Origin of the sequence: Bradyrhizobium sp. STM 3843 (genome assembly GCF_000239815.1) — a bacterium.
Lineage (GTDB): Bacteria > Pseudomonadota > Alphaproteobacteria > Rhizobiales > Xanthobacteraceae > Bradyrhizobium.
Map to the genome: position 1 here is coordinate 18,159 of NZ_CAFK01000050.1, position 22,958 is coordinate 41,116.

The following is a 22,958-nucleotide window of genomic DNA, read 5'->3' on the forward strand; positions in this document are numbered from 1 at the left end:
CTATGATCCTCTGACCAGTTCAAGCACGGCCGCGGCGAACACTTCAGGCTCTTCCTGCGGCAGGTTGTGGCCGGCGCGCGGAATCACGCGATGGGCGCGGCGATCTGCAAAGCGCGCGGCCTGCGCAGTCCCGTCAGTTGCCGGAAACACGCCGTCGGCATCACCATCCAGCGTGATCGCCGGCACGGTGATGACGGGTTGTGCCGCTAATCTGTTCTCGATTTCGGCATAGCGCGGATCGCCTTCAGCCAAGCCGTAACGATGGCGATAGCTATGGATCACGACATCCACATAATCGGGGTTGTCGAAGGCCGCCGCCGTACGCGCGAAGGTTTCGTCGTCGAACCGCCAGTTCGGCGACCACTGCGCCCACAAGGTGCGCGCGATTTCGCGCCGGCTAGCGGCGAGCCCGGCGCGGCCGCGTTCGATCTGGAAGTACCATTGATACCAATAGCCGACCTCGCGCGCGACCGGCGCGGGCCGCATCGCCTTGGCGATGTCCTGGATCAGATAGCCGTTGACCGAGACCAGGCCGGTGCAGCGCTCCGGCCACAGCGCGGCACCCACGCAGGCCGCGCGGCCGCCCCAATCGTAGCCTGCGAACACCGCGCGCGGGACCGACAACGCATCCATCAGCGCGATCAGGTCGGCGCCGATGGCGGCCTGCTCGCCTGAGCGCGGCGTGGCTGCGTCCCGGAAGCGGGTCGGGCCATAGCCGCGCAGATAGGGCACGATCACGCGGCAGCCCTGGGCGGCCAGCATCGGCGCCACATCCACATAGGAATGGATGTCGTAGGGAAAACCATGCAACAGCACCACGGCGGGGCCATAGGCGGGACCGGCCTCGTGATAGGCCACGCTGAGCACCCCGGCGTCGATCTGGCGTGTCGGTTCGAGCCGGGTTGACGATGAAGCCCTGCCGGTGACTGGCCGATCATTCATCTTGCGCTCCACACCTTGTTCCCGCGCACATCCTGACGCGCTCTTGATGTCGTCAGCATAGTGCGGCGTTCCGAGGGGCGCTACAGTGCATCCTACGCCCGAGGGGATCGCCATGCTGCGCGCATTATCCGCCCTGCTTGCAACGCTGGTCACGATGGCAGCGCCGGCGTTCGCACAGCAAGCCCAGCGCAGCAGCGAGTGCCTGGCGATGGCCGGCGGACCGCGCGCGATGCCGGTGAACCTGCGTCGCGCAGCAGCCGACACCAACGAGGTCGCCATCACCTATGCCGGCCACTCCACCTATTTCATCGACACGCCAGGCGGCGTCCGCATCGCGACCGATTATAGCGGGGCCTACCAGGTCGGGCGGCTACCCGACGTCATCACGATGAACCGCGCACATTCGACCCATTACACGCTGGCGCCCGATCCGCGCATCCCGCATGTGCTGCGCGGCTGGGGTGACGACGGCAAGAAGGCGGAGATCAGCGAGCATATCGGCGACGTCTACATCCGCAACGTCACCACCGACATCCGCCGCTATTTCGGCGACTCCATCGGCATCGACATGATCAAGGACGGCAATTCGATCTTCATCTTCGAAGTCGCCGGCCTCTGCATCGGCCACCTCGGGCATCTGCACGTCAAGCTCGACGACAGCCATTTCGCCGCGATCGGGCGCCTCGACATTGTGATGGTGCCGATCGACGGCACCTATACGATGTCGCTCGACGGCATCTCTGAAATCACCAAGCGGCTGCGCGCCTCGGTCGTGCTGCCGATGCATCGCTTTGCGACGCCACTCGACGAATTCATGCGCAGAATCGGCCAACAGTTCGAGATCGACCGCCGCAGCGAGCGAACGCTTCAAATCTCGCGCGAAACGCTGCCGGCCACGCCGACCGTGATCATCCTCGACGGCGTGTGAGCCTGCGCCGGACGCGAAGCCTTATGCTTCGGCGAGGCTCGGAGCGCGACGGCCGTCGGGCGTGATGAACATCCGCTTCAGCTTGTTGATCACGCGCGCCGCAAGGCCGAGAATATAGGGCTGGGTCTTCAGGCAATAGGCCAGCTTCTTGACATGGCCTTCGACATGCCATTTGGCATGCGCGCCGTCCCTGAAGAAGATCACGTCGCCCGCGCCATAGCGCTTCGGGGGCATTCCCTCGCTCTCCAGCACGATCGAGCCTTCCAGGATCAGGATGGTCTCGTCGAAATCATAGTACCAGTTGAACTTGCCCTCGGTGCAGTGCCAGACGATGGTGCAGCCGAGACCATCGGAACTGCGCGACACCGTGCATGAGGTCGCCTGCGGATCGCCCTCGATGATCCAGGACGGCTCGATCGGCGCCGGCGCCAATTCGACGTTCAGATTGGCGGTTTCAATCAAGGCGCGCGACATCGATGACCTCAAAGGGCAACGGGCTGAAATGACCTGCCGGCGCGAGCCGCCAGCGCTGTAACAACTAGACACACGCACTTAACCCGGACTTTCCCCGCTCATTAAAATCCGAAGCATTGGGCGCGACTGTCCGCCGCATCACGGAATCTCAAATTCGACAAAGTCATCCGGCCGCCGCAATTTGTCCGCGGCTTCGCCGCCGAGCTGTCCTACTCGATGTTGCGGCGCGGCGATGGTCCGGAAGGATCATGGCGGCGTCACGGATCTCGCCTAGAAATGCTTTCCATTTGCCAACGAAGGACTCGCGCAATGCGACGAACGACACTCGCGCTCGCCATGATGCTGTCGACGGCCACGCTCGCCGTTGCCGGTGAGACGCCCGCGCCCGAGGGTGCCAAGGCATACTTCATCAATCTGAAGGACGGCGACACGGTGACTTCGCCGGTCCTGATCCGGTTCGGCCTGTCGGGCATGGGCATTGCGCCCGCCGGCACTGAGGCGCCGAACACCGGCCACCATCATCTGCTGATCGACGCGCCGGCGCTCGAGGGTGATGCGCTCAATGAGGCCATTCCGGTCGACGAGCACCATGTTCATTTCGGCAAGGGCCAGACCGAGGCCTCGGTCAAGCTGTCGCCGGGCAAGCACACCCTACAGCTCGTGCTCGGCGACTGGAGCCACATCGCGCACAAGACGCCTGTGATGTCCGATCGGATCACGGTCACCGTCGAAGGCAGCGAAGCTGCCGGCGAGAAGCCAAGCGAAGCCGCGAGCGCCAAGCAGTAATCTTAGCCTGCGCGATCCCGTCGATGCGGGACCGCTGGATCTGAAGTACGGCCGGCCGGATCGAGCTTCAATCCGGCCCTTATCTCATCAGGCCCACTCGCCCTTGCGGAACACCGGCACGCGGCTGCCGTCAGCGCAGATACCGTCGATGTCGGTGTCTGCGGCGCCGATCATCCAGTCGATATGGATCAGGCTCCGGTTGCCGCCTTGCGCGGCGATCTGCTCCTGGCTGAGCTTGGTGCCGTCGACGAAGCATTTCGCGTAGCACTGGCCGAGCGCGATATGCGAGGCCGCATTCTCGTCGAACAGGGTGTTGTAGAACAGGAGCCCGCTCTTGGAGATCGGCGAGGAATGCGGCACCAGCGCAACCTCGCCGAGCCGGCGCGCGCCCTCGTCGGTGTCGAGCACCTTGTTCAGCACCTCTTCGCCGCGCGAGGCCTTGGCCTCGACGATGCGCCCGTCTTCGAACTTGACCGCGATATTGTCGATCAGCGTGCCCTGATAGGACAGCGGCTTGGAACTGACGACATAGCCCGAGACGCGGCGGCAGTGCGGCGTGGTAAACACCTCTTCGGTCGGGATGTTGGCGTTGCAGGTGATGCCGTTCTTGGCCGTCGAGGCGCCGCCTTCCCACTCATGGCCGTCGGCCAGCCCGATCGTCAGATCCATGCCGGGGCCGGTATAATGCAGCGCGCTGAAGCGTTGACCGTTGAGCCAGTCGGTCCGCTTGCGCAGCACGGCATTGTGCCGCTCCCAGGCGTCGACCGCATCCTCCTGATCGACGCGCGAGGCAGAGAAGATCGCATCCGCAAGCTTCGCCACCGCGACCTCCTCGGGCACATCCGGGAAGACGAGCTTGGCCCAGGACGGACTTGGAAACGCAATGATGTTCCAGTTGGTGTCGAAATTGGTGATCTTCTCCAGCGCCGGCTGATAGGCCTTGGAGTTGGCCTTGCTGGCGCGCGCGACCTTGGCCGGATCCTGGCCGGACAGCAGCATCGGATTGTCGCCGACGATCGCAAGCCGTGCGGTATTTTCCGAGAATGCCTTGGCCATGCCTTGATAGAGCCAATCGGCGGCACGGTCGAAGCCCGCGTCGTGACCGAAGCGATAGCGCGCCAAGGTCAGCTCCTCGTCGGAGAAGAACGAGGTGACGAGGCCGGCGCCGGCCTTGTAGGCATGTTCAGCGATCCTCCGCACCAGCGGCAGCGCGACGGAGGGCGCCGTCAGCAACAGATCCTGCCCCGGCTGCAGCCGCAGACCCACCTTCACCGCCACCTCGGCCAGACGGTCGAGTTTGACGGGATCGATGGCGGCTTCGAGGTTGCGCTGATGTGCGGTCATTGAGGGTCCAATCGGTCTCGTTCAGGATGGCAAAGAGATAGGCCAATCGCCGGTGGGGTCAATGGGCGGCGCTCGCCCGCCCGAACGGCGTTGGGATGTCGGCTTTCCGCCTTCCCGAGATGATGAAGCAGATTGAACCTGGCCAGCCGGCCCACTGTCAGAACCATCGGCCTGCACAAGCAGGCCGCAACCGAGACGGAGAGCAAAGTGATCGTAGTGACCACCGAAAATGTAACGGGGCACCGCACCGTGCGGATGCTCGGACAATGCTTCGGCGTCGTGGTGCGCAGCCGCGGGCTGGGCGGCAATCTCGTGGCGAGCCTGCGCTCCATCGTCGGCGGCGAAATCCATGAATATACCCAGATGCTGGAAGAAGCGCGGCGCCATGCGCTCGATCGGCTCGTGCACAACGCGACCGCAATGGGCGCCAACGCGATCCTGATGATGCGCTTCGACAGCGCTGAGATCGGCCAGACCATGAGCGAGATCGTGGCCTATGGCACGGCTGCGGTGATCGAGCCGGTGTGATGATGACCGGGCTTGCGATCTGGCTCACGGTGATCCTTGTGGTCGTGCTGGTCTGGGCGCTGTTCCGGCAGGGCGGCTACAAGCGCGAGCCGCTCGACAGGCCGCCCGGACCCGGCTGGGTCAAGACCGACGAGCGCTTCGTCGATCCGAATTCCGGCGAGACGCTCCAGGTCTGGTTTCATCCGGCACGCGGCGAGCGCGCCTATGTTCGGGCGCGGGATTGATAGATGCCGGCGATGCCGCTGGCGCGGCGTTACGCCCGTAACGCGTGAGCGTCTTGGCGAAATCGTCAGGTATCACGCTCCCTATACCCCTCCCCATTCGCCGCGACGGTGTCGCGGGTCACGAAACGGGGGAGTTCCTAATGTCCGAAATTTACGAAGCCGCGATCCCGCTTCTGGCGGCGCTGCTGCTGGTGTGGATCACCTGGCGTGCGTGGCGGAAGAAACATCCGCTGCTGAAATGGGCCGGCACCGTCGCAGCCGCCGTGCTGACGGCAGCGGCAACGGCAGCGAGCGCGCTCGCTCTGCTCGGATTTGCCAAGCTGGGCGCGCGGAGCGCGCCGCAGGTCTCCGTGCAGGTGGCCGGCACCACGGATCAGATCGAGCGCGGTCGCGAAATTTCGGACGGCTTCTGCAGCGGCTGCCATTCGCAGACCGGCACGCTGACGGGCGGCCGCGATCTCGGCCACGACATCCCGCTGCCGATCGGCTCGTTCGTCGCCACAAATCTCACGCCCGCGGGCGCGCTCGCGCGGTGGTCGGACGGCGACATCTTCCGCGCCATCCGCAACGGCGTCGGTGCCGACGGACGCTGGCTGATCATCATGTCCTACACCAATGCCGGCAAGCTCAGCGACTGGGACACGCTCGCGGTCATTGCCTATCTGCGCAGCCTGCCGCCGGCGGGATCGGACACCGGGAGATCGCCCGACCGCCTCAGCCTGCTCGGATTGCTGATGCTCGGCGCAGGGCAATTGCCTGCAGGCAAGCCGATCATCCGCGGCGCCGTCAGCTCGCCGCCGCGCGGACCGACCCGGGAGTTCGGGGAATACATCCTGTCCTATCAGGACTGCCGCGAATGCCACGGCCCGCGTCTCACCGGCGGCACGCCCGGCCAGCTACCTCCGCTCGGCCCCGATCTCGGCATCGTCAAGGGATGGAGCTTCGACCAATTCCAGGCCACCATGCGGTCAGGCATCGATCCCAACGGCCATCAGCTTGCCGAAACCATGCCGTGGCAGCCGATCGGACGGATGGCGGACGACGAACTCCGCGCGATCTACGCTTATCTGATCAACCTTCCCAGCGAATGACCGGCTGACAGAACCGGCCGGTCAATCCTTTCCAGACCCTTCCGGGACGCGGAGCGTGCAATCTCTCTCTGACATCGCTACATGAAGAAGCCGTGACGACCGCGGCGCGTCTCGCGAACCTCCAACCATCAGCAGCGGCTGTCGCAACGAGAACTCAGAACATTTCGAACCGCAATCAACCTCTTACACCTGCGACCGCGCAGGCGCGGCACCGATTCCGCTGCGCATGATCGTAAGCTACGGCTTTGGCGAATGCGCCTTGCGCGCGATCATGAGCTACGCCACGCGTTTTCGATCCGACCACAGTGCATCGTGAACCGGCTTGTGCGCGATAGTTCCTATCGCTGGTTTCCCACGGCACCGCCGAATTGCCGCTGGGTCGTGTCCAGCACCGAGGAGACCAAGGTCTCCGAGAAGCCGGCGATGAAGGACCACATGATGAGCAGCGAGAGCCCGCCTGACGGCAACAGCACCTGACTCGGCCATCCGTCCTTTAACGGCTTGAGATTCAGGCCGAGTTCTTCGAAATTCGGGAATACGCTTCCCTTCACCAGACCGCTCTGCAGGAAGAAGTAGATGACCAGTGCGCCAAGCGTTCCGGTGGTCGCGCGAAGAAAGATGTAGCTTCGCGTTCGCGCGTTGAACAGTTCGTCAAGCGTCATCACGTCCCACTGACGCTGCAGCGTGAGAAGCCGGCTGAAGATGGCTCCCATGAAGCCGAACATTAGCGCCGTGTAGAGCGCAAATTGCTTCTCGCCACTGTCTTGGGTGAAGAAGCCTGCCGAAAGCACATTGTCTGGGGCGAGCGAAGCGAGTTGCGCCGCTTTGGTCGGGACAGCCACGTTTGCCGAAGCAACGAACCAAGAGATCAAGACAACCAGCAGCGCCGCCAGTCCGAAGGACAGCGTCCGACGAGTTGCCTGTGACCGCAACTTTCGTGCAATATGCTTGTGTCGGCTGTGCCAGTGAATGGCTTCGAGAACATCGAGTTGAAAATCCCGCAATACGTCGTCCCACGGATCCAAGCTGTCGGCGGATGGCTTTGGCGGGTCCGGGACCGTCTTAATCAGTTCAACGTATCGGGCCTGCAGGTCATTGGCCCCTGGAACGCCGTCCAGGACGGCCCAGCGCAGTCGGGAAACGATCTCCTGCTTCAACCGCGAGCCCGAAAGCAGCGACGCGATTTCGCTTTCGATGCGGTAGGCATCGTCCCATGTTAGATCCCGCCGCGAACCGTTCGGTGGGTCGGCTCCTTCGAACAGGGTCACAAGCCGACCGTAGACCTTCTGGAGACTCTCACTCGCGGTAGCCGGCGGATTGCCAATGGTCCGGAACCGCATTGCAAGATTGTCGATCTGAAGCTGAAGCATCTGCTGAGAGGCAAGATCGGCAGGCTCTTTCCACCAGTTCCAGGAAAAAAGCGGCATGAGATTCCCCCTTACGACCGCTCGCAACGGTGCTTGCGCTGCAGAAAGGGACCGAATGAGCCAACCGATGAACCCCGTCACCACATGCTCACTCCGGGGCAGCAGAAACACAATCAATGGTAGCATGCTCGCCGCAAGCTACGTGTGATCCATTTCACACCGACGAGGCGTTCGCCGTCCTCGTGCCCACACCACGAATGCGATCAGCAGCGCCATGGCAAGCGAGAACCAGGTGATCGCATATTGCATGTGCTCGTCGCGCAGGTGCGGCGTCAGCGGGCCGGGCTTCGGGATGCCGTTGTCCGGCACCGGAGCTTCGAGGTCGACATAGAACGGCGCGACCTCGCCCCAGCCGAGTGCCTTCGCCATCGCCAGATGATCGCGGGTGAACCATAGCCGTTTGTCGCGGTTCTCCGCCGGCGTCAGCAGGCCCGCGCTCTCCGGGAAACGCAAGTAACCGGTGAGCATGACAGGTTCGCCCGTGATCAGCTTGCCGGCCGCACGATCCTCAACGCCGCGCTCCTGCATGGTGTTGGCGACGAAGCCGGCGTCGATCACCACCAGCTCGCCTGAAGGCAGGCGCGCCGGCAGGAAGGCCCAGGTGCCGGGACCGGAGACATCCTCGCGCACCGCGGAGCCCGCACTGTAGACCATCGCATCCGGCAGCTTGGCGTAAGTCGCAGAGAAGGTGACGCGGCGGAATTCATCGGTGCCGGCACCGAGCGCGCGCCACCCCGAAGGCGGCGGCAGCGCGACCGGCGTGGCGCTCACCCGATCTGTCAATGCCGCGATCAGCGCATGCTTCTCGGCCCTGCGCTGCAGCTGCCAGACGCCGAGGCCAATAAACAGCGCGACCATCACGACGGTGAAGGCCGCGAAGGTGCCGAGGCGCGGCCGGCGAGGAGCGGTCGTCATGGCCACGTCGGCACGTTGCGGCACGCCCGTCCTGACCTGTCGCCGCCTGCGGCGAGAGGAAGCCCACTGCGTCCCCGGCGATCGTTCGCAACCCACATCTCGACTTTTGCGCCCGCCTCAGCTCGCAGGCTGGCACATCGCGCAGGCCTCAACTTCATCGCGGCGCGCGGTCGACCAGCCGCCCGGGCGCGGCCTTGTGGTGGAATTGCAGCGCGATCAGCAGCGATTTCATGGCGCGCAGCGGCAGCAGCGTGGTCACCAGGATCAGCGGTAGCCACAGCGCCGCGTGCACCCAGAACGGCGGCTGATACTTCACCTCGACAATCAGCGCAGCGAAGACGACGACCGCCCCGGCGATCATCATGATGAAGATCGCGGGACCATCGCCGGTGTCGATGAAGGCATAATCGAGATCGCAAGCCTCGCAGCGCTTGCGAAGCGTGAGGAAGCCGGAGAACAGCTTGCCCTGGCCGCAGCGCGGGCAGCGGCAGGTGAGCCCGCGCAGGATGGTTTGGGAGAGAGAGACGGGTTGAATCATCGATCTAACCTCCTTGCCCCGTGCGGGGAGGGAGCGCAGGGCAGGCGCGGCCGCATTTGTACTAGCAAGGACCGGTCAAACGATAAAGGGCGGCCTAGCGCCGCCCTTTATTAACACGCCCTGGCGCAACCTGCGCGCGCCGATATTGGCACCGACCTCAGTGCGCGCCGTGGGCCATCGCCTCGGCGCCATGGCCCCAGACGTAGATGCACACGAACAGGAACAGCCAGACCACGTCGACGAAATGCCAGTACCAGGCGGCAAATTCGAAGCCCAGGTGCTGCTTGGGCGTGAAGTGGCCGGCGTAGGCACGGGCGAGGCAGACGATCAGGAACACGGTGCCGACCAGCACGTGGAAGCCATGGAAGCCGGTCGCCATGAAGAACGTCGAACCATAGACGTGGCCGCCGAAGGAGAAGGCAGCGTGGCTGTATTCAAAAGCCTGCACGCAGGTGAAGGTCGCGCCCAGCAGGACGGTGAGGATCAGGCCATACTTCAAGCCCTGCCGGTTGCCTTCGAGCAGCGCGTGATGCGCCCAGGTCACCGTGGTGCCGGAGGTGAGCAGGATCAGCGTGTTCAGAAGCGGCAGGTGCCAGGGATCGAAGGTTTCGATGCCCTTGGGCGGCCAGACGCCGGGGACGGCGCAGGCCCCCATCTGGGTGCCGGGGCCGCAGCCGAACACGGCATCACGGGTGGCCTGCACCGCATCAGCCGGGAACAGCGCCGCGTTGAAATAGGCCCAGAACCAGGCGACGAAGAACATCACCTCGGAGGCGATGAACAGGATCATGCCGTAGCGGTGGCTGATCTGCACCACGCGAGTGTGGTCACCTCTGAACTGGGCTTCGCGGATGACGTCGCCCCACCAGCTCGCCATGGTGTAGAGCACGCCAATCGCGCCGATGCCGAAAATGATCGGCGCCGCCGCAAACAAATGATGCATCCAGGTGACCGCGCCGACCGCCATGATGAAGGCCGACAGCGAGCCGACGACCGGCCACGGGCTCGGGTCAACGAGGTGATAGTCGTGATGCTTTGCGTGGGCGGTTGCCATATCAAGTCTCTCCCCAGCTCTAGTGCCGATCAGATCGGCACATGTTCGTTCAAAAGATCATTTCCCCGTATTGCCGGACGTCCGCCAATTAGAGATTGCCCCGCGGTTTGTCCGGCTCGCCCGCAGCGACCGGCTTGGGGGCCGGGTCGCGCACGGGATAGAAGGTGTAGGACAAGGTGATGGTGTTGAGGCCGTCGTTCTCGGGATCGGCGGCAAGCGCCGGATCGACATAGAACACGACTGGCATCTGGCGCTTCTCACCCGGCTCCATGGTCTGCTCGGTGAAGCAGAAGCAGTTGATCTTCTCGAAATAGGCGCCGACCGTCAGCGGCGCGACATTGTAGGCAGCCTGGCCCGTGGTGGTGCGTGCGGACTGGTTGGTCACGGTGTAATACACGGTGACGACCTGGCCGATCGCAACCTCGATCTCGGTCTGCTCGGGCTCGAACTTCCAGGGCAGCCCGCCGGCGACGTTGGAATCGAAGCGCACCGCAATCTTGCGCGCGATCGGCCCCGAGCGAGGCGCCGATGTCGCAACCTGCGTGGTGCCGTTGAAGCCGGTGGCGCGGCAGAACCAGTTGTAGAATGGCACGGCGGCATAGGATGCGCCGACCATCAACACGACCACGGCGCCGCAGATCGCTCCTACCAGCGCGTCGCGGTTGAGACCGCGCGGCTTGACGGGCGCGGCAGTCGGTTGGTGCGAAGCGCTATGGTCTTCGCCTTGGTCTTGGCTTTCCATCAGATCGGCCGCCTCAACACTGCGGGCCCCTTGACCAGGGTCACCGCGAAGAACAACACCACCAGCACCCCGAGGGCGAGCGCAATTGCGATCGAGCGCCGACGCCGCGCGCGCAGCTGCGCCTCGGTGAGCACGATCCCCTCTTCTGGCTCGTTCGGCTCGGCCATTTCAGCGCTATGCGTCCCTGCTATGTCCACGCCCCGATCATGCGCACGACCGCCTCGAACCCCAAGGTCAGAAACAGCGCGAACAGATACAGGATCGAGAACGCGAACATCTTCCGGGTGGCGCGCAAGGACGCAGATCGCTCGCGCTTGCGGTAAATCTCGAGCGCCAGCCACAGCATGCCGGCGCCGAGCACCAGCGAGATGATCCCATAGACCGCGTCGAAATAGCCGAGCAGCCAGGGCGCGGTAGCGATGGCAACCAGCACGATGGTGTAGAGCAGGATCTGCAGCCGCGTCGCATCAGGGCCGGCGACGACCGGCAGCATTGGAATGCCGGCGCGGGCGTAATCGTCGCTGCGGAAAAGCGCCAGGGCCCAGAAATGCGGCGGGGTCCAGAAGAAGATGATCAGGAACAGCCACAGCGGCTCCGGGGCGAGTCCGCCGGTCGCCGCGACCCAAGCCACCACCGGCGGCAATGCGCCGGCGGCGCCGCCAATCACGATATTCTGCGCGGTCCAGCGCTTCAGCCACAGCGTGTAGATCACGACGTAGAAGAAGATGGTGAAGGCGAGCAACGCTCCGGCATACCAGTTGACGAGGATGCCGAGCGTCAGCACCGCGAAAAAGGCGAGCGTCGATCCGAAGGCGAGCGCCTCGGCGCGGGTGACGCGGCCGCGCGGGATCGGACGGTTGGCGGTGCGCGACATCTTGGCGTCGATGTCGCCTTCCAGCGCCATGTTGAGCGCGCCGGACGCGCCCGCGCCGACCGCGATGCAGAGCAATGCGGTGATCGCGAGCACCGGATGGAAATGCCCCGGCGCGATCAAGAGCCCGACCAGCGCGGTGAAGATCACGAGCGACATCACCCGCGGCTTCAACAGCGCGATATAATCGGCGACATCGGCCTCCGAGATCCGAGGGCCGACGGCGAGGGCGTTCTGATCGATAACCGACACGACTGATCCAGACTTTCCGCTTCATGTGCCCGGAACGCCCACCGCGAGGCGGGCAATACGGGCGACCTGAGCGCGGCGCCTGTGCGGCGCCGCGCATTCATTGGCGAGAGTTACTGCACCCGCGGCAGCACTTCGAACTGATGGAAGGGCGGCGGCGAGGACAAGGTCCATTCCAAGGTCGTCGCGCCCGGTCCCCATGGATTGTTCGCCGCCTGCTGCTTGCGCACGAAGGCATCGACCACGCCGTAGATGAAGATCAGGACGCCGAAGCCGGAGATGTAAGACCCGATCGAGGACACCAAGTTCCAACCAGCGAACGCATCCGGATAGTCGATGTAGCGCCGCGGCATGCCTGACAGCCCGAGGAAATGCTGCGGGAAGAACACCAGGTTCACGCCGATGAAGGTGACCCAGAAGTGCGCCTTGGCGATGCTCTCCGAATACATGTAGCCGAACATCTTCGGGAACCAGTAGTACCAGCCGGCGAAGATCGCGAACACGGCGCCGAGCGACAGCACGTAGTGGAAATGCGCCACCACGTAGTAGGTGTCCTGCAGCACGCGGTCGACGCCGGCATTGGCCAGCACCACGCCGGTGACGCCGCCGACCGTGAACAGGAAGATGAAGCCCACGGCCCACAGCATCGGGGCGCGGAATTCGATCGAGCCGCCCCACATCGTGGCGATCCAGGAGAAGATCTTCACGCCGGTGGGCACCGCGATCACCATGGTCGCGGCGACGAAATAGGCCTGCGTCGCCGAGGACATGCCGACCGTGTACATGTGGTGTGCCCATACCACGAAGCCGATGCCGCCGATCGCGACCATCGCGTAGGCCATGCCGAGATAACCGAACACCGGCTTGCGCGAGAAGGTCGAGACGATCTGGCTGATCATGCCGAAGCCCGGCAGGATCAGGATGTACACTTCGGGATGGCCGAAGAACCAGAACAGGTGCTGGAACAGGACCGGGTCACCGCCGCCCTCGGCCGCAAAGAAGGTGGTGCCGAAGTTGCGGTCGGTGAGCAGCATCGTGATCGCACCGGCGAGCACCGGGAGCGACAGCAGCAGCAGGAACACCGTCACCAGGATCGACCACACGAACAGCGGCATCTTGTGCAGGGTCATGCCGGGCGCACGCATGTTGAAGATCGTGGTGATGAAGTTGATCGCGCCCAGGATCGACGACGCACCGGCAAGATGCAGCGACAGGATGGCGAAATCGACCGCGGGGCCGGGATGGCCCGAGGTCGAGAGCGGCGCATACATGGTCCAGCCGGCACCAACACCGTTGGAGCCCGGCTCGCCCTCGACGAAGGTCGACATCAAGAGCAGCGCGAAGGACGCCGGCAGCAGCCAGAACGAGATGTTGTTCATGCGCGGGAACGCCATGTCGGGCGCACCGATCATGAGCGGCACCATCCAGTTGCCGAAGCCGCCGATCATCGCCGGCATGACCATGAAGAAGATCATGATCAGGCCGTGAGAGGTTACGAACACGTTGTAGGTGTGGTTCTCGTGGAACAACTGGATGCCCGGATACATCAGCTCGATCCGGATCGCGATCGACATGGCCGCGCCGATGATGCCGGCGCAGACCGCGAAGATCAGATACATCGTGCCGATGTCTTTATGGTTGGTCGAATACAGCCAACGCCGCCATCCGGTCGGATGGTCGTGGGCGTGATCGTCATGGCCGGTCTGGGCCGTCGCGCTCGTCGCCATTGTCAGTCCTCGTATGCCCTTAGTGTCCCCTGGATGTCCCCTCAAGGCCCGCAAGCGGGCCTTGCAAAAGTCGCCGCGGCTTGCGCCCTACTGCGACACGCCGGCCGCGGAAGCGTAGGTGCTGCCCGGCGCGCTGGCGAACTTCTTCTTGGCGTCCTCGACCCAGGCAGCGAATTCCTGGTCACTCACGACGCGCACCGCGATCGGCATGAAGGCGTGATCCTTGCCGCAGAGCTCGGAGCACTGGCCGTAATACATGCCGACCTTGGTCGCCTTGAACCAGGTCTCGTTGAGACGGCCGGGGATGGCGTCGATCTTGATGCCGAAGGCCGGCACCGCGAAGGAGTGGATCACGTCAGCGCCGGTGGTCTGGACCCGGACCACCTTGTTGACCGGCACCACCATCTCGTTGTCGACGCCGAGCAGCCGCGGCTGCTTGTCCTGCGCGAGCAGCGAATCGAACTCGAACTTGCCGTTATCGGGATAGGCATAGCTCCAGTACCACTGCTTGCCGGTCGCCTTCACCGTGAGGTCGGCCTTCGGCACGTCGAGCTCCAGGAACAAGAGCCGGAACGATGGCACCGCGATGGTGACCAGGATCAGCACCGGGATCAGCGTCCAGGCCACTTCCAGCAGCGTGTTGTGGGTAGTGCGCGAGGGCACCGGATTGGCGCGCGCGTTGAACTTGATCACCACGGTCACCAGCAGCGCCAGCACGAACAGCGTGATGACGGTGATGATCGTCAGCAGCAGGCCGTGAAACCAGGTGATGTTCTCCATCACCGGCGTAGCGGCTTCCTGCAGCCTGAATTCCCACGGTGCGGGCTGGCCGAGCTCCGCAAACGCCGATCCACCCGACACCAACGCCACCGCCGTCCCCAGCAGGCAGGCGCCCAATTGGCCCTTCGACATCTTCATGTCGTTCGCGCTCCCTTCAGAACTTTCCCCCTTCAGCAAACCGCCACTTCAAGCGGTGCGCTGTTATGACCCGCTCCCCCGGACAAACGGCTTTGGCGGACTCATAGGAAAGCACCTGGGCCAGTTCACTGGAATGACGAAATCTTTCTTCTCAAATCATAATTCTTGATCTATCGCAATGCAGCTCTTCAGCCGGATATGGTTGGCGTCGCAAGCTCTGTGCCTGCGGGATTTTTCAGCGAAAATTGCCGCATGACGAGGATTCGCGGGTAACGGGTGCTTGACAGGCGTTCCGTGCGATGTACGCAACGGACGGGGGCCATTTTTGAAGCTGATTCGACGGCGCAGCTGCGCAGCCGTTTTGCCGAACGACGCGCCGTCAAGACGCCATGATTCCCGGCTGATGCCGTGGTGCAGACAGACCACCCACAGGAAAGTGTCATGGGATCGACCCGGATGGGGCCTTCAATGGACCACACAGCGCGCAAGTCGCACCGAGATGCGAATGACTCGCGACGAGGATCCCGCCGTCTGCGCGGCAGCATTGCCGCGCTGGCGCTCGCGGCTGCGGCGGCGATCAGCCTGCCGGGTGCAGCGGTCCGTGCCCAGGGCGCAGTCCGCTCGGTGCATGGCGACTGGCAGATCCGTTGCGACACGCCGCCGGGCGCGCAGAGCGAGCAATGCGCCCTGATTCAGAGCGTGGTGGCGGAGGACCGTTCCAATGCCGGCTTGACCGTCATCATGCTCAAGACCGCCGACCAGAAGAGCCGGCTGATGCGCGTGGTGGCGCCACTCGGCGTGCTGCTGCCCTCCGGGCTCGGGCTGAAGCTGGACAACCAGGATGTCGGCCGCGCCGGCTTCGTGCGCTGCCTGCCCAATGGCTGCGTGGCGGAAGTCGTCATGGACGACAAGCTGCTCAACCAGCTCAAGACCGCCAAGACCGCCACCTTCATCATCTTCGAGACGCCGGAGGAAGGCATCGGCTTCCCGTTGAGCCTGAACGGGCTCGCCGACGGCTTTGACAAGCTGCCCTGACCCTCCGGCGCCGAGACACATTGCCGTGATCGGTCAGCGCGGCGGAGCGTGACCGGGCCGTTCCAGGGCCAGCGCCATGACCAGGCGCGTCTTGTCGATCTCCTCGGGACAGGTCTCCGGCGGCTCGACCGCCTTGATCACGAAACCTGCCTTTTCGTACAGCCGGATGGCGTTTGCGTTGCTGCGGTAAACCGTCAGTTCCACACGGGCAAAACCGTAGGCGCGCGCGGCCTCCAGCACCCGGCCGATCAGCCGGGTTCCGATGCCTTGGTGCCGGAACTGCGGCAAAAGGCCCATGCCCAGCACGCCGATTCGGGCATCAATGGGCCCCGATTTCGGCGTCACGTCGCACCAGCCGACCACCTCGCCCGCCGAAAGGACCACAAACTGCGGATAGCCCTCGGCAATGCTGTTCAGAATGAAGGCACGCGTGGATTCAAGCGGCGGCGCTGCCACGAAGGACAGATAGCGCCGCTCCCGCGCCACCAGATCCAGTGTGCGGTGAAAGCTTTCGATGTGACCTGCGCCGATGGGTACGATCTCAACCATGTCAGTTCGGTAATCATCCAGCCCCTCGCGCCCCGACCCGGAAACAACTATCTTGGATCGTATCTTCCGACAACGGACCAGCTGATGACAAATCCCGCCACACTTTCACTGCTTGACCGCGCCCAGCTCGATCGCGACGCCGTCCGTCACGAGATCACGCGCGGCCTTGCCGGCGCCGACGATGGCGAATTGTATCTCGAATATAGCCAAAGCGAGGCGCTGACCTTCGACAATGGCCGGCTCAAGCAGGCGACCTATGACACGAGCCAGGGTTTCGGCCTGCGCGCGGTGAAGGACGACGCAGTCGGCTACGCCCATTCCTCCGATGTCTCGCTGCCGGCGCTGATGCGCGCTGCCGACACCGTGAGCGCCGTGCGCGGCGGCTATTCCGGCACGTTCGCGGCTGCCCCGCCGCACACCAATGTGCGCCTCTACGGCGACGACAATCCGCTCGACGCACCGGGTTTCGAGAGCAAGGTGAAGCTGCTCGGCGAGATCGACGCGTATTTGCGCGACAAGGATCCGCGCGTTCGTCAGGTCACGGTGAGCCTGGGGGCGACCTGGCAGGTGGTGGAAATCCTGCGTCACGACGGCGAGAGCTATCGCGACGTCCGTCCGCTGGTGCGCGTCAACATCTCGGTGGTCGCCGGCGACGGCGACCGGCAGGAGAGCGGCAGCAAGGGCTATGGCGGACGCGAGGCCTACGCGCGCTTCATCGAGACCAAGGCTTGGCGCGACGCCGCCGACGGCGCGTTGCGCGAAGCGCTGGTCAATCTGGAATCGGTGCCGGCGCCGGCCGGCGAGATGGATGTCGTGCTCGGCGCAGGCTGGCCCGGCGTGATGCTCCACGAAGCGGTCGGTCACGGGCTCGAAGGCGATTTCAACCGCAAGAAGACCTCGGCTTTCGCCGGCCTGATGGGCAAGCCCGTGGCGGCCAAAGGCGTCACCGTGGTTGACGACGGCACCATGTCGTCGCGCCGCGGCTCGCTGTCGATCGACGATGAAGGCACGCCGACCAGCCGCACAGTGCTGATCGAGGACGGCATCCTGGTCGGCTACATGCAGGATCGCCAGAACGCGCGGCTGATGAACATGAAGCCGACCGGCAATGGTCGCCGGCAGAGCTATTCGCACGTGCCGATGCCGCGCATGACCAACACCTACATGCTGGCAGGCACGCGCGATCCGGCCGAGATCATCGCCTCGGTGAAAAACGGCATCTATGCCGTGAATTTCGGCGGCGGCCAGGTCGACATCACGTCGGGCAAATATGTGTTCCAGTGCACCGAGGCCTATAAGATCGAGAACGGCAAGGTCGGCGCGCCGGTCAAGGGCGCGATGCTGATCGGCAACGGTCCGACCGATCTCAACCGGATCAGCATGATCGGCAATGATCTGTCGCTCGACACCGGCATCGGCACTTGCGGCAAGAACGGCCAGGGTGTGCCGGTCGGCGTCGGCCAGCCAACCCTGCGCATGGACCGCATCACGGTCGGAGGAACGGGTCGATGAGCGTCGAGAAAATGTCGACAGACAAGAGCACCAAGGCGAGCGCAAACGGCACCACCTGGGGCGGCCAGATCGCGCAGCTGGCCGCTGTCGTGCTGGTCGTCTTCGTCGCCAAGGGCGCGATCGCCGAGCCGTTCTACGTGCCATCGGGCTCGATGGAGCCGACCCTGATGATCGGCGACGCGCTGCTCGCCTCCAAATTCCCCTATGGCTACGGCACCTCGTCGCTGCCGATGCAGATCACTTTGCCGGAAACCGGCCGGCTGTTCGGCGAAACGCCGAAGCGCGGCGACGTCGTGGTGTTCCGCTGGCCGGGCGACAACTCGCAGGCCTGGGTCAAGCGCGTGGTCGGGCTTCCGGGCGACCGCATTCAGATGCGCCAGGGCCAGCTCTTCATCAACGATCAGGCGGCAACGTTGAAGCCCGACGGCGTCGGCCAGGCTGAGGACGACAGCGGCCGCACCGAATCCGCCTATCGCTATGTCGAGACGCTCCCGAATGGCGTCTCGCACCTGATCTTCAAACTGCGCGACAACGGCCGGCTCGACAACACGCAGGAAATCACGGTGCCGCCCGGAAAGCTGTTCGTGCTCGGCGACAACCGGGACAACTCCGCCGACAGCCGCGTGCCGGTGCGCGACGGCGGCGTCGGCCTGTTGCCGATCGACAATCTGGTCGGCCGTGCCGACGCCGTGGTCGGCTCGTGGGATCTCGGCGTCCGCCATCAGCCGGTCTGGGCCTGGCTCTCCGGCTTCCGGCTCGACCGCTTCTTCACCGCGGTGCGCTAGACAAGCTCTGGCACGAAACGACAAGAAGCCGACGGTGTACTGTCATTCCGGGGCGGTCCGAAGGACCGAGCCCGGACTCTCGGGATTCCGGGTTTACGCTGCGCGTGCCCCCGCATGACGGTGGCAAAGGATGGACCGGACAGACTTCGTCGCCGCGACGCTCCGCAATCCCGTCAACGCCACCATTGCTCAGGCTTTGCACGCCATGGCATTGCCCGACGCCTGGATCGTCGCCGGCTGTTTGACACAGACGGTTTGGAACGGGCTGACCGGGCGGCCGATTTGTTATGGCATCAACGACTACGACATCTTCTATTTTGACCCCGATACATCATGGGAAGCCGAAGATGCCGTGATCCGCAAGCTGCGGGCGCGGTTGTCCGGCTGTGAGGCCACGATCGAGATCCGCAACCAGGCGCGTGTGCATCTGTGGTATCCCGTCAAGCACGGCCTGCCCTATCCGCCATTGACCTGTTCGAGCGACGGCATCGACCGCTTTCTCACCGTCAATACGCAGGTCGGCATTCGTCCGAGCGCGGAGGGGCACGACGTCTATGCGCCCAAAGGTTTCGACGACATCGCCGGCATGATCGTGCGCCCCAACCGCACTGCGAATTTCTCGGCCGCGAACTACGCGGCCAAGGCCGCGCGCTGGAAGGCGCTGTGGCCGGAGATCCGGGTGATCGCGCCTGACGATTAGTCCATCAGCCGTCGTAACGACGATGCGGCCGCACGTCGCGGAGTGGTTAACGCACGACGCCCGATGTAAACCCGGCACGGCGGCGCGGCGGCTTGATCTCCTTCTTCAGGAAGCAGTGCGCCTCCTTCCCTGCATAGCCCGGGCGGGCGAAGGTCCAGGCGCGGCATTTATTGTCGCCGGTGCAGGCGGCCTTGCAGATGTCCTCGGCGTCGGCGGCCTTCTCTGCCTGCTTGTCCTTGTCTTTCTCTTTGTCGGCGCCCTTCTCGGCCCCTTTCGGCTCCGTGGTCTTGATCTCGAAGCCGCGGTAATCGCCGCCGGGCCGATCGATCGAGGTCTCGACGGCATCGTTGCGGATCTCGACCACGCCGGCGCCACGCACCCCGGAGACGCAGCAATTGTCAGGCACGCGCGCCGGCACGCTGTTCTTCAGCCAGCATACGGCGCCCGTCTCCACCACCGTCGGATAGGTGAAGCTCCAGGCGCGGCAGCGCCGGTCATGTTCGCACAACAGCGCGCAATCGGCCGGATCGCCGGAGGAGATCGGCGCGCTCATATAGTCGCCGCCGGGGCGATCGGAATAGGTCTGCGCCAACCCCGGAGAGCCGGGCGCAACGACGATCAGGCACGCCAGGAGTGCCTGGCATGCCGCGATGATGCGCCCCGCGCCGATCCGCTGATGTATCCGACCCATTGGTTACGCTTGCGTTTTCTTGAGCGGCCATTTGATCGCCACGAACCTGTATGGCCGATGAACGAGCCAGACACGTTTGGACTTGTGCGGCGGGCGACCTTACTGCCTCACAGGCAGACGGCGCACGTTACGATATCGTAGGCAAGGGAGCCCTCCTCAACCCTCCCTTGCAGGCAATCGAAGCCGGCTCGACGCCTCAAATTCAGGATGCGGACAGAACCGTCGATCCGATCTGATTAGAACGCATACTCATTATAGGCCGGTTCGACCGAGCCGTGCCACGGGCCGTGATACTTCTCCAGCATCTCCTCCGCCGGGGTGCGGCCGCATTCGATGATGCGGTCGAGCGGCTCGAGGTGGCGCGTCTCGTCGCGGCCGAATTGATCGACGCGGTTGCGCCGCCGCAGCCCCAGGTGTGCCAGCGTCAGACATTCCTTGGCGATCTCGAACGCGTAGCGGTTACGGATACGGGCCTTGAAGCCGAGCCGCGGCACGTCATCGCGCAAATGCTGGCGCTCGAAGGCGCTCCAATCCTTGACGATATCCCAGGCGGCATCGAGGCTGATATCGTCATAGAGCAGGCCAACCCAGAAGGCCGGCAGCGCCGGCAGCCGTCCCCATGGCACGCCATCCGCACCGCGCATTTCGAGATACCGCTTGAGCCGCACCTCGGGAAAGATCGTCGACAGGTGATTGGCCCAGTCCGACAGGGTCGGCCGCTCGCCCGGCAGCGCCGGATTCCTGCCCTCGAAGAAATCCCGGAACGAGGTGCCGGACACGTCGATGTAGGTCTCCTCGCGCTTGACGAAATACATCGGCACGTCGAGCGCATAATCGACCCACCGCTCGAAGCCCATGCCATCCTCGAACGCCCACGGGATCATGCCGGCACGCGCATTGTCGGTGTCGCGCCAGATCTCGGAGCGGAAGGACAGAAAGCCGTTCGGCTTACCTTCGGTGAACGGGGAATTGGCAAACAAGGCGGTGGCGATCGGCTGCAGCGCCACCGAGACCCGCAGCTTCTTCACCATGTCGGCTTCCGAGGAGAAGTCGAGATTGGTCTGCACCGTGCAGGTCCGGTACATCATGTCGATGCCGTAGCGGCCGACCTTCGGCATGTAGTTGGTCATGATCTTGTAGCGGCCCTTCGGCATCACCGGAATCTGGGCGCGCGACCAGGACGGCGTCATGCCAAGGCCGAGGAAGCCGATGCCGAGCGGGGTCGCCACCTCGCGCACCTGTGCGAGATGCGCCATCAGTTCGGCCTGGGTCTGATGCACGTTCTCCACCGGAGCCCCGGAGAGCTCGAATTGGCCGCCGGGCTCGAGCGAGATCGCGCCGCCACCAGTCACGTCATAGAGACCGATGATGTTGCCGCGCTCCATGATCGGCTCCCAGCCGAGCAGAAGCTTCATGCCCTCGAGCAGCGCCCCGATGCCGCGCGCGCCGGCGTAAGGGACCGGATGATGGCCATCCAGCGTGAACGGCGTCTTCTCATGCTCGGTGCCGATCCGGAATGCGGATTGGGGTTTCACGCCCGCCTCCAGCCACGCGACGAGTTCGTCGCGAGACTGGAGCGGGGTCATATCGATCTGGTCACGCGCCATGCGAGTCCCGGTTCAGAAGCGCATCGATGATCGCGCGCGGTGACAGGAAAGTCCGCGGGCCCGACGGGACCACGGACGGGGAAAATGACAGAGAGATCATCGGGCCGACGCACCTTCTCCGGCAGACAGTTGCTGGGCCTGGCTGCAGGAGCAGCCGAGACGGTCGAGCAGCGCACAGAGCTTGGCGGCGTCCACATCCGACAATTTCGAGCCGATATGCTTTTCGATCGCCGCAGAATAGGCGGCCCACATCCGCTTCTGCAGGTCGCGCCCGGCCTCCGTGATCTCGATGAACTGGCCGCGCTTGTCGATCTTGCATTCGCGGCGCACCGCAAGGCCTTCGTCGACCAGCCGATCGATCAGCCGCGAGGTCGAATATTGCGGGATCAGCATCTGCCGCTCGAGCTCCACCGGGCGCAGCTCCCCCGACGGCGCCCGCGACAGTTCCAGAAGCGCGTCATACCAGGCGAGCGGCGGAAAGCCAGCCTTCTTCAGGTCCTGCTCGACCGCAGCCAGCACCCGGCTCTGGACCCGCATCAGGCGGATCCAGGCGCCGGTGGCCTCGGTCGATGGTTTGCGTTTCATGGTCGGGCTCATATCCTCGTCGACAGCACTTTACTCTACTGAATGCAGCTGCATCAATCTTGACTATTCCATGCATCTGCATTTAATTCCGTCACCTCGTTTATCAAGCAAAATCCTAAACGACGGTTCTGACGGAGGAATTGCGATGAAACTGTACTACTCCCCAGGCGCTTGCTCGCTCTCGCCCCACATCGCCCTGCTCGAGGCCGGCCTTCCTTACGAGCTGGTCAAGGTCGATCTCCGGGCCAAGAAACTGGAAAATGGCGACGATTATTGGAAGGTCAATCCGAAAGGCCAGGTGCCGGCACTGGCGCTCGATGGCGGCGAGCTGGTCACCGAGGGGCCGGTGATCGTGCAGACCATCGCGGACCGCGCCGCGGACAAGGCGCTCGCCCCCGCACCGGGCAGCGCCGAGCGCTACAAGCTGTTGGAATGGCTGAACTTCATCACCTCCGAGCTGCACAAGAATTTCAGCCCGCTGTTCCAGCCGGCTTTTTCCGACGAGGTCAAGGGGTTCTTCAAGGACCGGCTGATGGGCAAGTTCAAGTACGTCGACAGCCAGCTGGCCGGCCACGACTATCTCATGGGCAAGGACTTCACCGTCGCCGACGGCTATCTGTTCACGATGCTGGCCTGGGCGGAGCGGATGCAGTTCGACCTGTCCGGCCTGCCCAATCTGACCGCCTACAAGGCCCGCGTCGCCGCCCGGCCCAAGGTGCAGGAAGCGCTGGCGAAG

General features: G+C 64.2%; 26 protein-coding genes. 10 read left to right on the plus strand and 16 right to left on the minus strand.

Going from position 1 to position 22,958, the window contains the following annotated elements; all coding sequences use genetic code 11:
- Complete coding sequence (locus tag BRAS3843_RS07375) at window positions 1-942, minus strand: alpha/beta hydrolase (protein WP_008968168.1); 942 nt, start codon at window positions 940-942, stop codon at window positions 1-3.
- 112 nt (window positions 943-1,054) lie between these two features.
- On the opposite strand from BRAS3843_RS07375, the gene BRAS3843_RS07380 reads away from it, so the two are divergent.
- Window positions 1,055-1,870 carry an MBL fold metallo-hydrolase gene (locus tag BRAS3843_RS07380; RefSeq protein ID WP_008968169.1) on the plus strand — a complete coding sequence of 272 codons (816 nt, stop codon included), beginning with the start codon at window positions 1,055-1,057 and terminating at the stop codon, window positions 1,868-1,870.
- Window positions 1,871-1,891: 21 nt separating this feature from the next.
- Here the strand turns inward: BRAS3843_RS07380 and BRAS3843_RS07385 are convergent, their stop codons facing one another.
- Window positions 1,892-2,344, minus strand: a complete 453-nt coding sequence (locus BRAS3843_RS07385) for a cupin domain-containing protein (RefSeq protein WP_008968170.1) — start codon at window positions 2,342-2,344, stop codon at window positions 1,892-1,894.
- A 309-nt stretch (window positions 2,345-2,653) separates the two neighbouring features.
- On the opposite strand from BRAS3843_RS07385, the gene BRAS3843_RS07390 reads away from it, so the two are divergent.
- A complete protein-coding gene (locus BRAS3843_RS07390; protein WP_008968171.1) occupies window positions 2,654-3,130 on the plus strand; it encodes a DUF4399 domain-containing protein in 477 nt (158 codons plus the stop codon).
- Window positions 3,131-3,217: 87 nt separating this feature from the next.
- Here BRAS3843_RS07390 and BRAS3843_RS07395 read toward each other — a convergent pair whose 3' ends face one another.
- A complete protein-coding gene (locus BRAS3843_RS07395) occupies window positions 3,218-4,474 on the minus strand; it encodes an aminopeptidase (RefSeq protein WP_008968172.1) in 1,257 nt (418 codons plus the stop codon).
- A 207-nt stretch (window positions 4,475-4,681) separates the two neighbouring features.
- Between BRAS3843_RS07395 and BRAS3843_RS07400 the strand changes: the two genes are divergently transcribed.
- The 3 genes from BRAS3843_RS07400 to BRAS3843_RS07410 all read left to right on the plus strand — a co-directional run bounded on the left by BRAS3843_RS07400 (window position 4,682) and on the right by BRAS3843_RS07410 (window position 6,317).
- On the plus strand, window positions 4,682-5,002 hold the full coding sequence (locus tag BRAS3843_RS07400; RefSeq protein ID WP_035981059.1) for a heavy metal-binding domain-containing protein: 321 nt from the start codon (window positions 4,682-4,684) through the stop codon (window positions 5,000-5,002).
- Window positions 5,002-5,226, plus strand: coding sequence for a hypothetical protein (locus tag BRAS3843_RS07405; RefSeq protein WP_244425152.1), 225 nt, complete (start codon window positions 5,002-5,004; stop codon window positions 5,224-5,226). Before BRAS3843_RS07400 ends, BRAS3843_RS07405 begins: the two co-directional genes overlap by 1 nt.
- A gap of 140 nt (window positions 5,227-5,366) precedes the next feature.
- Window positions 5,367-6,317 (plus strand): c-type cytochrome, encoded by a 951-nt coding sequence (locus BRAS3843_RS07410; protein WP_008968175.1) that lies wholly within the window; start codon window positions 5,367-5,369, stop codon window positions 6,315-6,317.
- Between the two features lie 338 nt (window positions 6,318-6,655).
- On the opposite strand, the gene BRAS3843_RS07415 is transcribed toward BRAS3843_RS07410, so the two are convergent.
- The 9 genes from BRAS3843_RS07415 to coxB form a co-directional block, all read right to left on the minus strand.
- Window positions 6,656-7,744, minus strand: a complete 1,089-nt coding sequence (locus tag BRAS3843_RS07415; protein ID WP_008968176.1) for a hypothetical protein — start codon at window positions 7,742-7,744, stop codon at window positions 6,656-6,658.
- 138 nt (window positions 7,745-7,882) lie between these two features.
- Entirely contained in the window at window positions 7,883-8,659 is a 777-nt protein-coding gene (locus BRAS3843_RS07420; protein WP_008968177.1) for an SURF1 family protein, read from the minus strand.
- A 154-nt stretch (window positions 8,660-8,813) separates the two neighbouring features.
- Window positions 8,814-9,197, minus strand: coding sequence for a DUF983 domain-containing protein (locus BRAS3843_RS07425; RefSeq protein WP_008968178.1), 384 nt, complete (start codon window positions 9,195-9,197; stop codon window positions 8,814-8,816).
- 157 nt (window positions 9,198-9,354) lie between these two features.
- Complete coding sequence (locus BRAS3843_RS07430) at window positions 9,355-10,251, minus strand: cytochrome c oxidase subunit 3 (protein ID WP_008968179.1); 897 nt, start codon at window positions 10,249-10,251, stop codon at window positions 9,355-9,357.
- A gap of 88 nt (window positions 10,252-10,339) precedes the next feature.
- Window positions 10,340-10,993, minus strand: coding sequence for a cytochrome c oxidase assembly protein (locus BRAS3843_RS07435; protein ID WP_008968180.1), 654 nt, complete (start codon window positions 10,991-10,993; stop codon window positions 10,340-10,342).
- A complete protein-coding gene (locus tag BRAS3843_RS07440; RefSeq protein ID WP_008968181.1) occupies window positions 10,993-11,160 on the minus strand; it encodes a hypothetical protein in 168 nt (55 codons plus the stop codon). The genes BRAS3843_RS07435 and BRAS3843_RS07440 overlap by 1 nt, the downstream gene beginning before the upstream one ends.
- Window positions 11,161-11,180: 20 nt before the next feature.
- A complete protein-coding gene (locus tag BRAS3843_RS07445) occupies window positions 11,181-12,116 on the minus strand; it encodes a heme o synthase (RefSeq protein WP_008968182.1) in 936 nt (311 codons plus the stop codon).
- 110 nt (window positions 12,117-12,226) lie between these two features.
- Window positions 12,227-13,840, minus strand: a complete 1,614-nt coding sequence (gene ctaD, locus BRAS3843_RS07450) for a cytochrome c oxidase subunit I (protein ID WP_008968183.1) — start codon at window positions 13,838-13,840, stop codon at window positions 12,227-12,229.
- An 87-nt stretch (window positions 13,841-13,927) separates the two neighbouring features.
- On the minus strand, window positions 13,928-14,758 hold the full coding sequence (gene coxB, locus BRAS3843_RS07455) for a cytochrome c oxidase subunit II (protein ID WP_008968184.1): 831 nt from the start codon (window positions 14,756-14,758) through the stop codon (window positions 13,928-13,930).
- A gap of 468 nt (window positions 14,759-15,226) precedes the next feature.
- Between coxB and BRAS3843_RS07460 the strand changes: the two genes are divergently transcribed.
- Complete coding sequence (locus BRAS3843_RS07460) at window positions 15,227-15,793, plus strand: invasion associated locus B family protein (protein WP_050886381.1); 567 nt, start codon at window positions 15,227-15,229, stop codon at window positions 15,791-15,793.
- A 33-nt stretch (window positions 15,794-15,826) separates the two neighbouring features.
- On the opposite strand, the gene BRAS3843_RS07465 is transcribed toward BRAS3843_RS07460, so the two are convergent.
- Window positions 15,827-16,342: a GNAT family N-acetyltransferase gene (locus tag BRAS3843_RS07465; RefSeq protein WP_008968186.1), complete on the minus strand. Its 516-nt coding sequence runs from the start codon at window positions 16,340-16,342 to the stop codon at window positions 15,827-15,829.
- An 84-nt stretch (window positions 16,343-16,426) separates the two neighbouring features.
- Here BRAS3843_RS07465 and tldD point away from each other — a divergent pair, with 84 nt between their 5' ends.
- The 3 genes from tldD to BRAS3843_RS07480 all read left to right on the plus strand — a co-directional run bounded on the left by tldD (window position 16,427) and on the right by BRAS3843_RS07480 (window position 19,339).
- On the plus strand, window positions 16,427-17,854 hold the full coding sequence (tldD, locus tag BRAS3843_RS07470; protein WP_008968187.1) for a metalloprotease TldD: 1,428 nt from the start codon (window positions 16,427-16,429) through the stop codon (window positions 17,852-17,854).
- Window positions 17,851-18,639 carry a signal peptidase I gene (gene lepB, locus BRAS3843_RS07475; RefSeq protein WP_008968188.1) on the plus strand — a complete coding sequence of 263 codons (789 nt, stop codon included), beginning with the start codon at window positions 17,851-17,853 and terminating at the stop codon, window positions 18,637-18,639. Before tldD ends, lepB begins: the two co-directional genes overlap by 4 nt.
- Before the next feature lie 130 nt (window positions 18,640-18,769).
- Window positions 18,770-19,339, plus strand: a complete 570-nt coding sequence (locus BRAS3843_RS07480; protein WP_008968189.1) for a nucleotidyltransferase family protein — start codon at window positions 18,770-18,772, stop codon at window positions 19,337-19,339.
- 46 nt (window positions 19,340-19,385) lie between these two features.
- On the opposite strand, the gene BRAS3843_RS07485 is transcribed toward BRAS3843_RS07480, so the two are convergent.
- From BRAS3843_RS07485 to BRAS3843_RS07500, 3 genes are all read right to left on the minus strand, one after another.
- Window positions 19,386-20,030: a PAN domain-containing protein gene (locus BRAS3843_RS07485; RefSeq protein ID WP_008968190.1), complete on the minus strand. Its 645-nt coding sequence runs from the start codon at window positions 20,028-20,030 to the stop codon at window positions 19,386-19,388.
- Window positions 20,031-20,266: 236 nt separating this feature from the next.
- Window positions 20,267-21,637, minus strand: a complete 1,371-nt coding sequence (locus tag BRAS3843_RS07495; RefSeq protein ID WP_008968192.1) for a glutamate--cysteine ligase — start codon at window positions 21,635-21,637, stop codon at window positions 20,267-20,269.
- 96 nt (window positions 21,638-21,733) lie between these two features.
- Window positions 21,734-22,222, minus strand: a complete 489-nt coding sequence (locus BRAS3843_RS07500) for a MarR family winged helix-turn-helix transcriptional regulator (RefSeq protein WP_008968193.1) — start codon at window positions 22,220-22,222, stop codon at window positions 21,734-21,736.
- A 145-nt stretch (window positions 22,223-22,367) separates the two neighbouring features.
- Here BRAS3843_RS07500 and gstA point away from each other — a divergent pair.
- The coding region (gene gstA, locus BRAS3843_RS07505; RefSeq protein WP_035981056.1) for a glutathione transferase GstA at window positions 22,368-22,958 on the plus strand (591 nt) is incomplete at its 3' end.

What these genes read in the sequence shown, in the direction of transcription:
- BRAS3843_RS07485 (WP_008968190.1), bottom strand. Translation starts at nt 20,030, where the DNA reads ATGGGTCGGATACATCAGCGGATCGGCGCGGGGCGCATCATCGCGGCA.
- BRAS3843_RS07495 (WP_008968192.1), bottom strand. Translation starts at nt 21,637, where the DNA reads ATGGCGCGTGACCAGATCGATATGACCCCGCTCCAGTCTCGCGACGAA.
- BRAS3843_RS07415 (WP_008968176.1), bottom strand. Translation starts at nt 7,744, where the DNA reads ATGCCGCTTTTTTCCTGGAACTGGTGGAAAGAGCCTGCCGATCTTGCC.
- BRAS3843_RS07385 (WP_008968170.1), bottom strand. Translation starts at nt 2,344, where the DNA reads ATGTCGCGCGCCTTGATTGAAACCGCCAATCTGAACGTCGAATTGGCG.
- BRAS3843_RS07405 (WP_244425152.1), top strand. Translation starts at nt 5,002, where the DNA reads ATGATGACCGGGCTTGCGATCTGGCTCACGGTGATCCTTGTGGTCGTG.
- BRAS3843_RS07420 (WP_008968177.1), bottom strand. Translation starts at nt 8,659, where the DNA reads ATGACGACCGCTCCTCGCCGGCCGCGCCTCGGCACCTTCGCGGCCTTC.
- BRAS3843_RS07390 (WP_008968171.1), top strand. Translation starts at nt 2,654, where the DNA reads ATGCGACGAACGACACTCGCGCTCGCCATGATGCTGTCGACGGCCACG.
- BRAS3843_RS07460 (WP_050886381.1), top strand. Translation starts at nt 15,227, where the DNA reads ATGGACCACACAGCGCGCAAGTCGCACCGAGATGCGAATGACTCGCGA.
- BRAS3843_RS07435 (WP_008968180.1), bottom strand. Translation starts at nt 10,993, where the DNA reads ATGGAAAGCCAAGACCAAGGCGAAGACCATAGCGCTTCGCACCAACCG.
- BRAS3843_RS07395 (WP_008968172.1), bottom strand. Translation starts at nt 4,474, where the DNA reads ATGACCGCACATCAGCGCAACCTCGAAGCCGCCATCGATCCCGTCAAA.
- BRAS3843_RS07380 (WP_008968169.1), top strand. Translation starts at nt 1,055, where the DNA reads ATGCTGCGCGCATTATCCGCCCTGCTTGCAACGCTGGTCACGATGGCA.
- BRAS3843_RS07375 (WP_008968168.1), bottom strand. Translation starts at nt 942, where the DNA reads ATGAATGATCGGCCAGTCACCGGCAGGGCTTCATCGTCAACCCGGCTC.
- BRAS3843_RS07410 (WP_008968175.1), top strand. Translation starts at nt 5,367, where the DNA reads ATGTCCGAAATTTACGAAGCCGCGATCCCGCTTCTGGCGGCGCTGCTG.
- tldD (WP_008968187.1), top strand. Translation starts at nt 16,427, where the DNA reads ATGACAAATCCCGCCACACTTTCACTGCTTGACCGCGCCCAGCTCGAT.
- coxB (WP_008968184.1), bottom strand. Translation starts at nt 14,758, where the DNA reads ATGAAGATGTCGAAGGGCCAATTGGGCGCCTGCCTGCTGGGGACGGCG.
- lepB (WP_008968188.1), top strand. Translation starts at nt 17,851, where the DNA reads ATGAGCGTCGAGAAAATGTCGACAGACAAGAGCACCAAGGCGAGCGCA.
- BRAS3843_RS07440 (WP_008968181.1), bottom strand. Translation starts at nt 11,160, where the DNA reads ATGGCCGAGCCGAACGAGCCAGAAGAGGGGATCGTGCTCACCGAGGCG.
- BRAS3843_RS07500 (WP_008968193.1), bottom strand. Translation starts at nt 22,222, where the DNA reads ATGAAACGCAAACCATCGACCGAGGCCACCGGCGCCTGGATCCGCCTG.
- BRAS3843_RS07465 (WP_008968186.1), bottom strand. Translation starts at nt 16,342, where the DNA reads ATGGTTGAGATCGTACCCATCGGCGCAGGTCACATCGAAAGCTTTCAC.
- BRAS3843_RS07430 (WP_008968179.1), bottom strand. Translation starts at nt 10,251, where the DNA reads ATGGCAACCGCCCACGCAAAGCATCACGACTATCACCTCGTTGACCCG.
- ctaD (WP_008968183.1), bottom strand. Translation starts at nt 13,840, where the DNA reads ATGGCGACGAGCGCGACGGCCCAGACCGGCCATGACGATCACGCCCAC.
- BRAS3843_RS07480 (WP_008968189.1), top strand. Translation starts at nt 18,770, where the DNA reads ATGGACCGGACAGACTTCGTCGCCGCGACGCTCCGCAATCCCGTCAAC.
- BRAS3843_RS07425 (WP_008968178.1), bottom strand. Translation starts at nt 9,197, where the DNA reads ATGATTCAACCCGTCTCTCTCTCCCAAACCATCCTGCGCGGGCTCACC.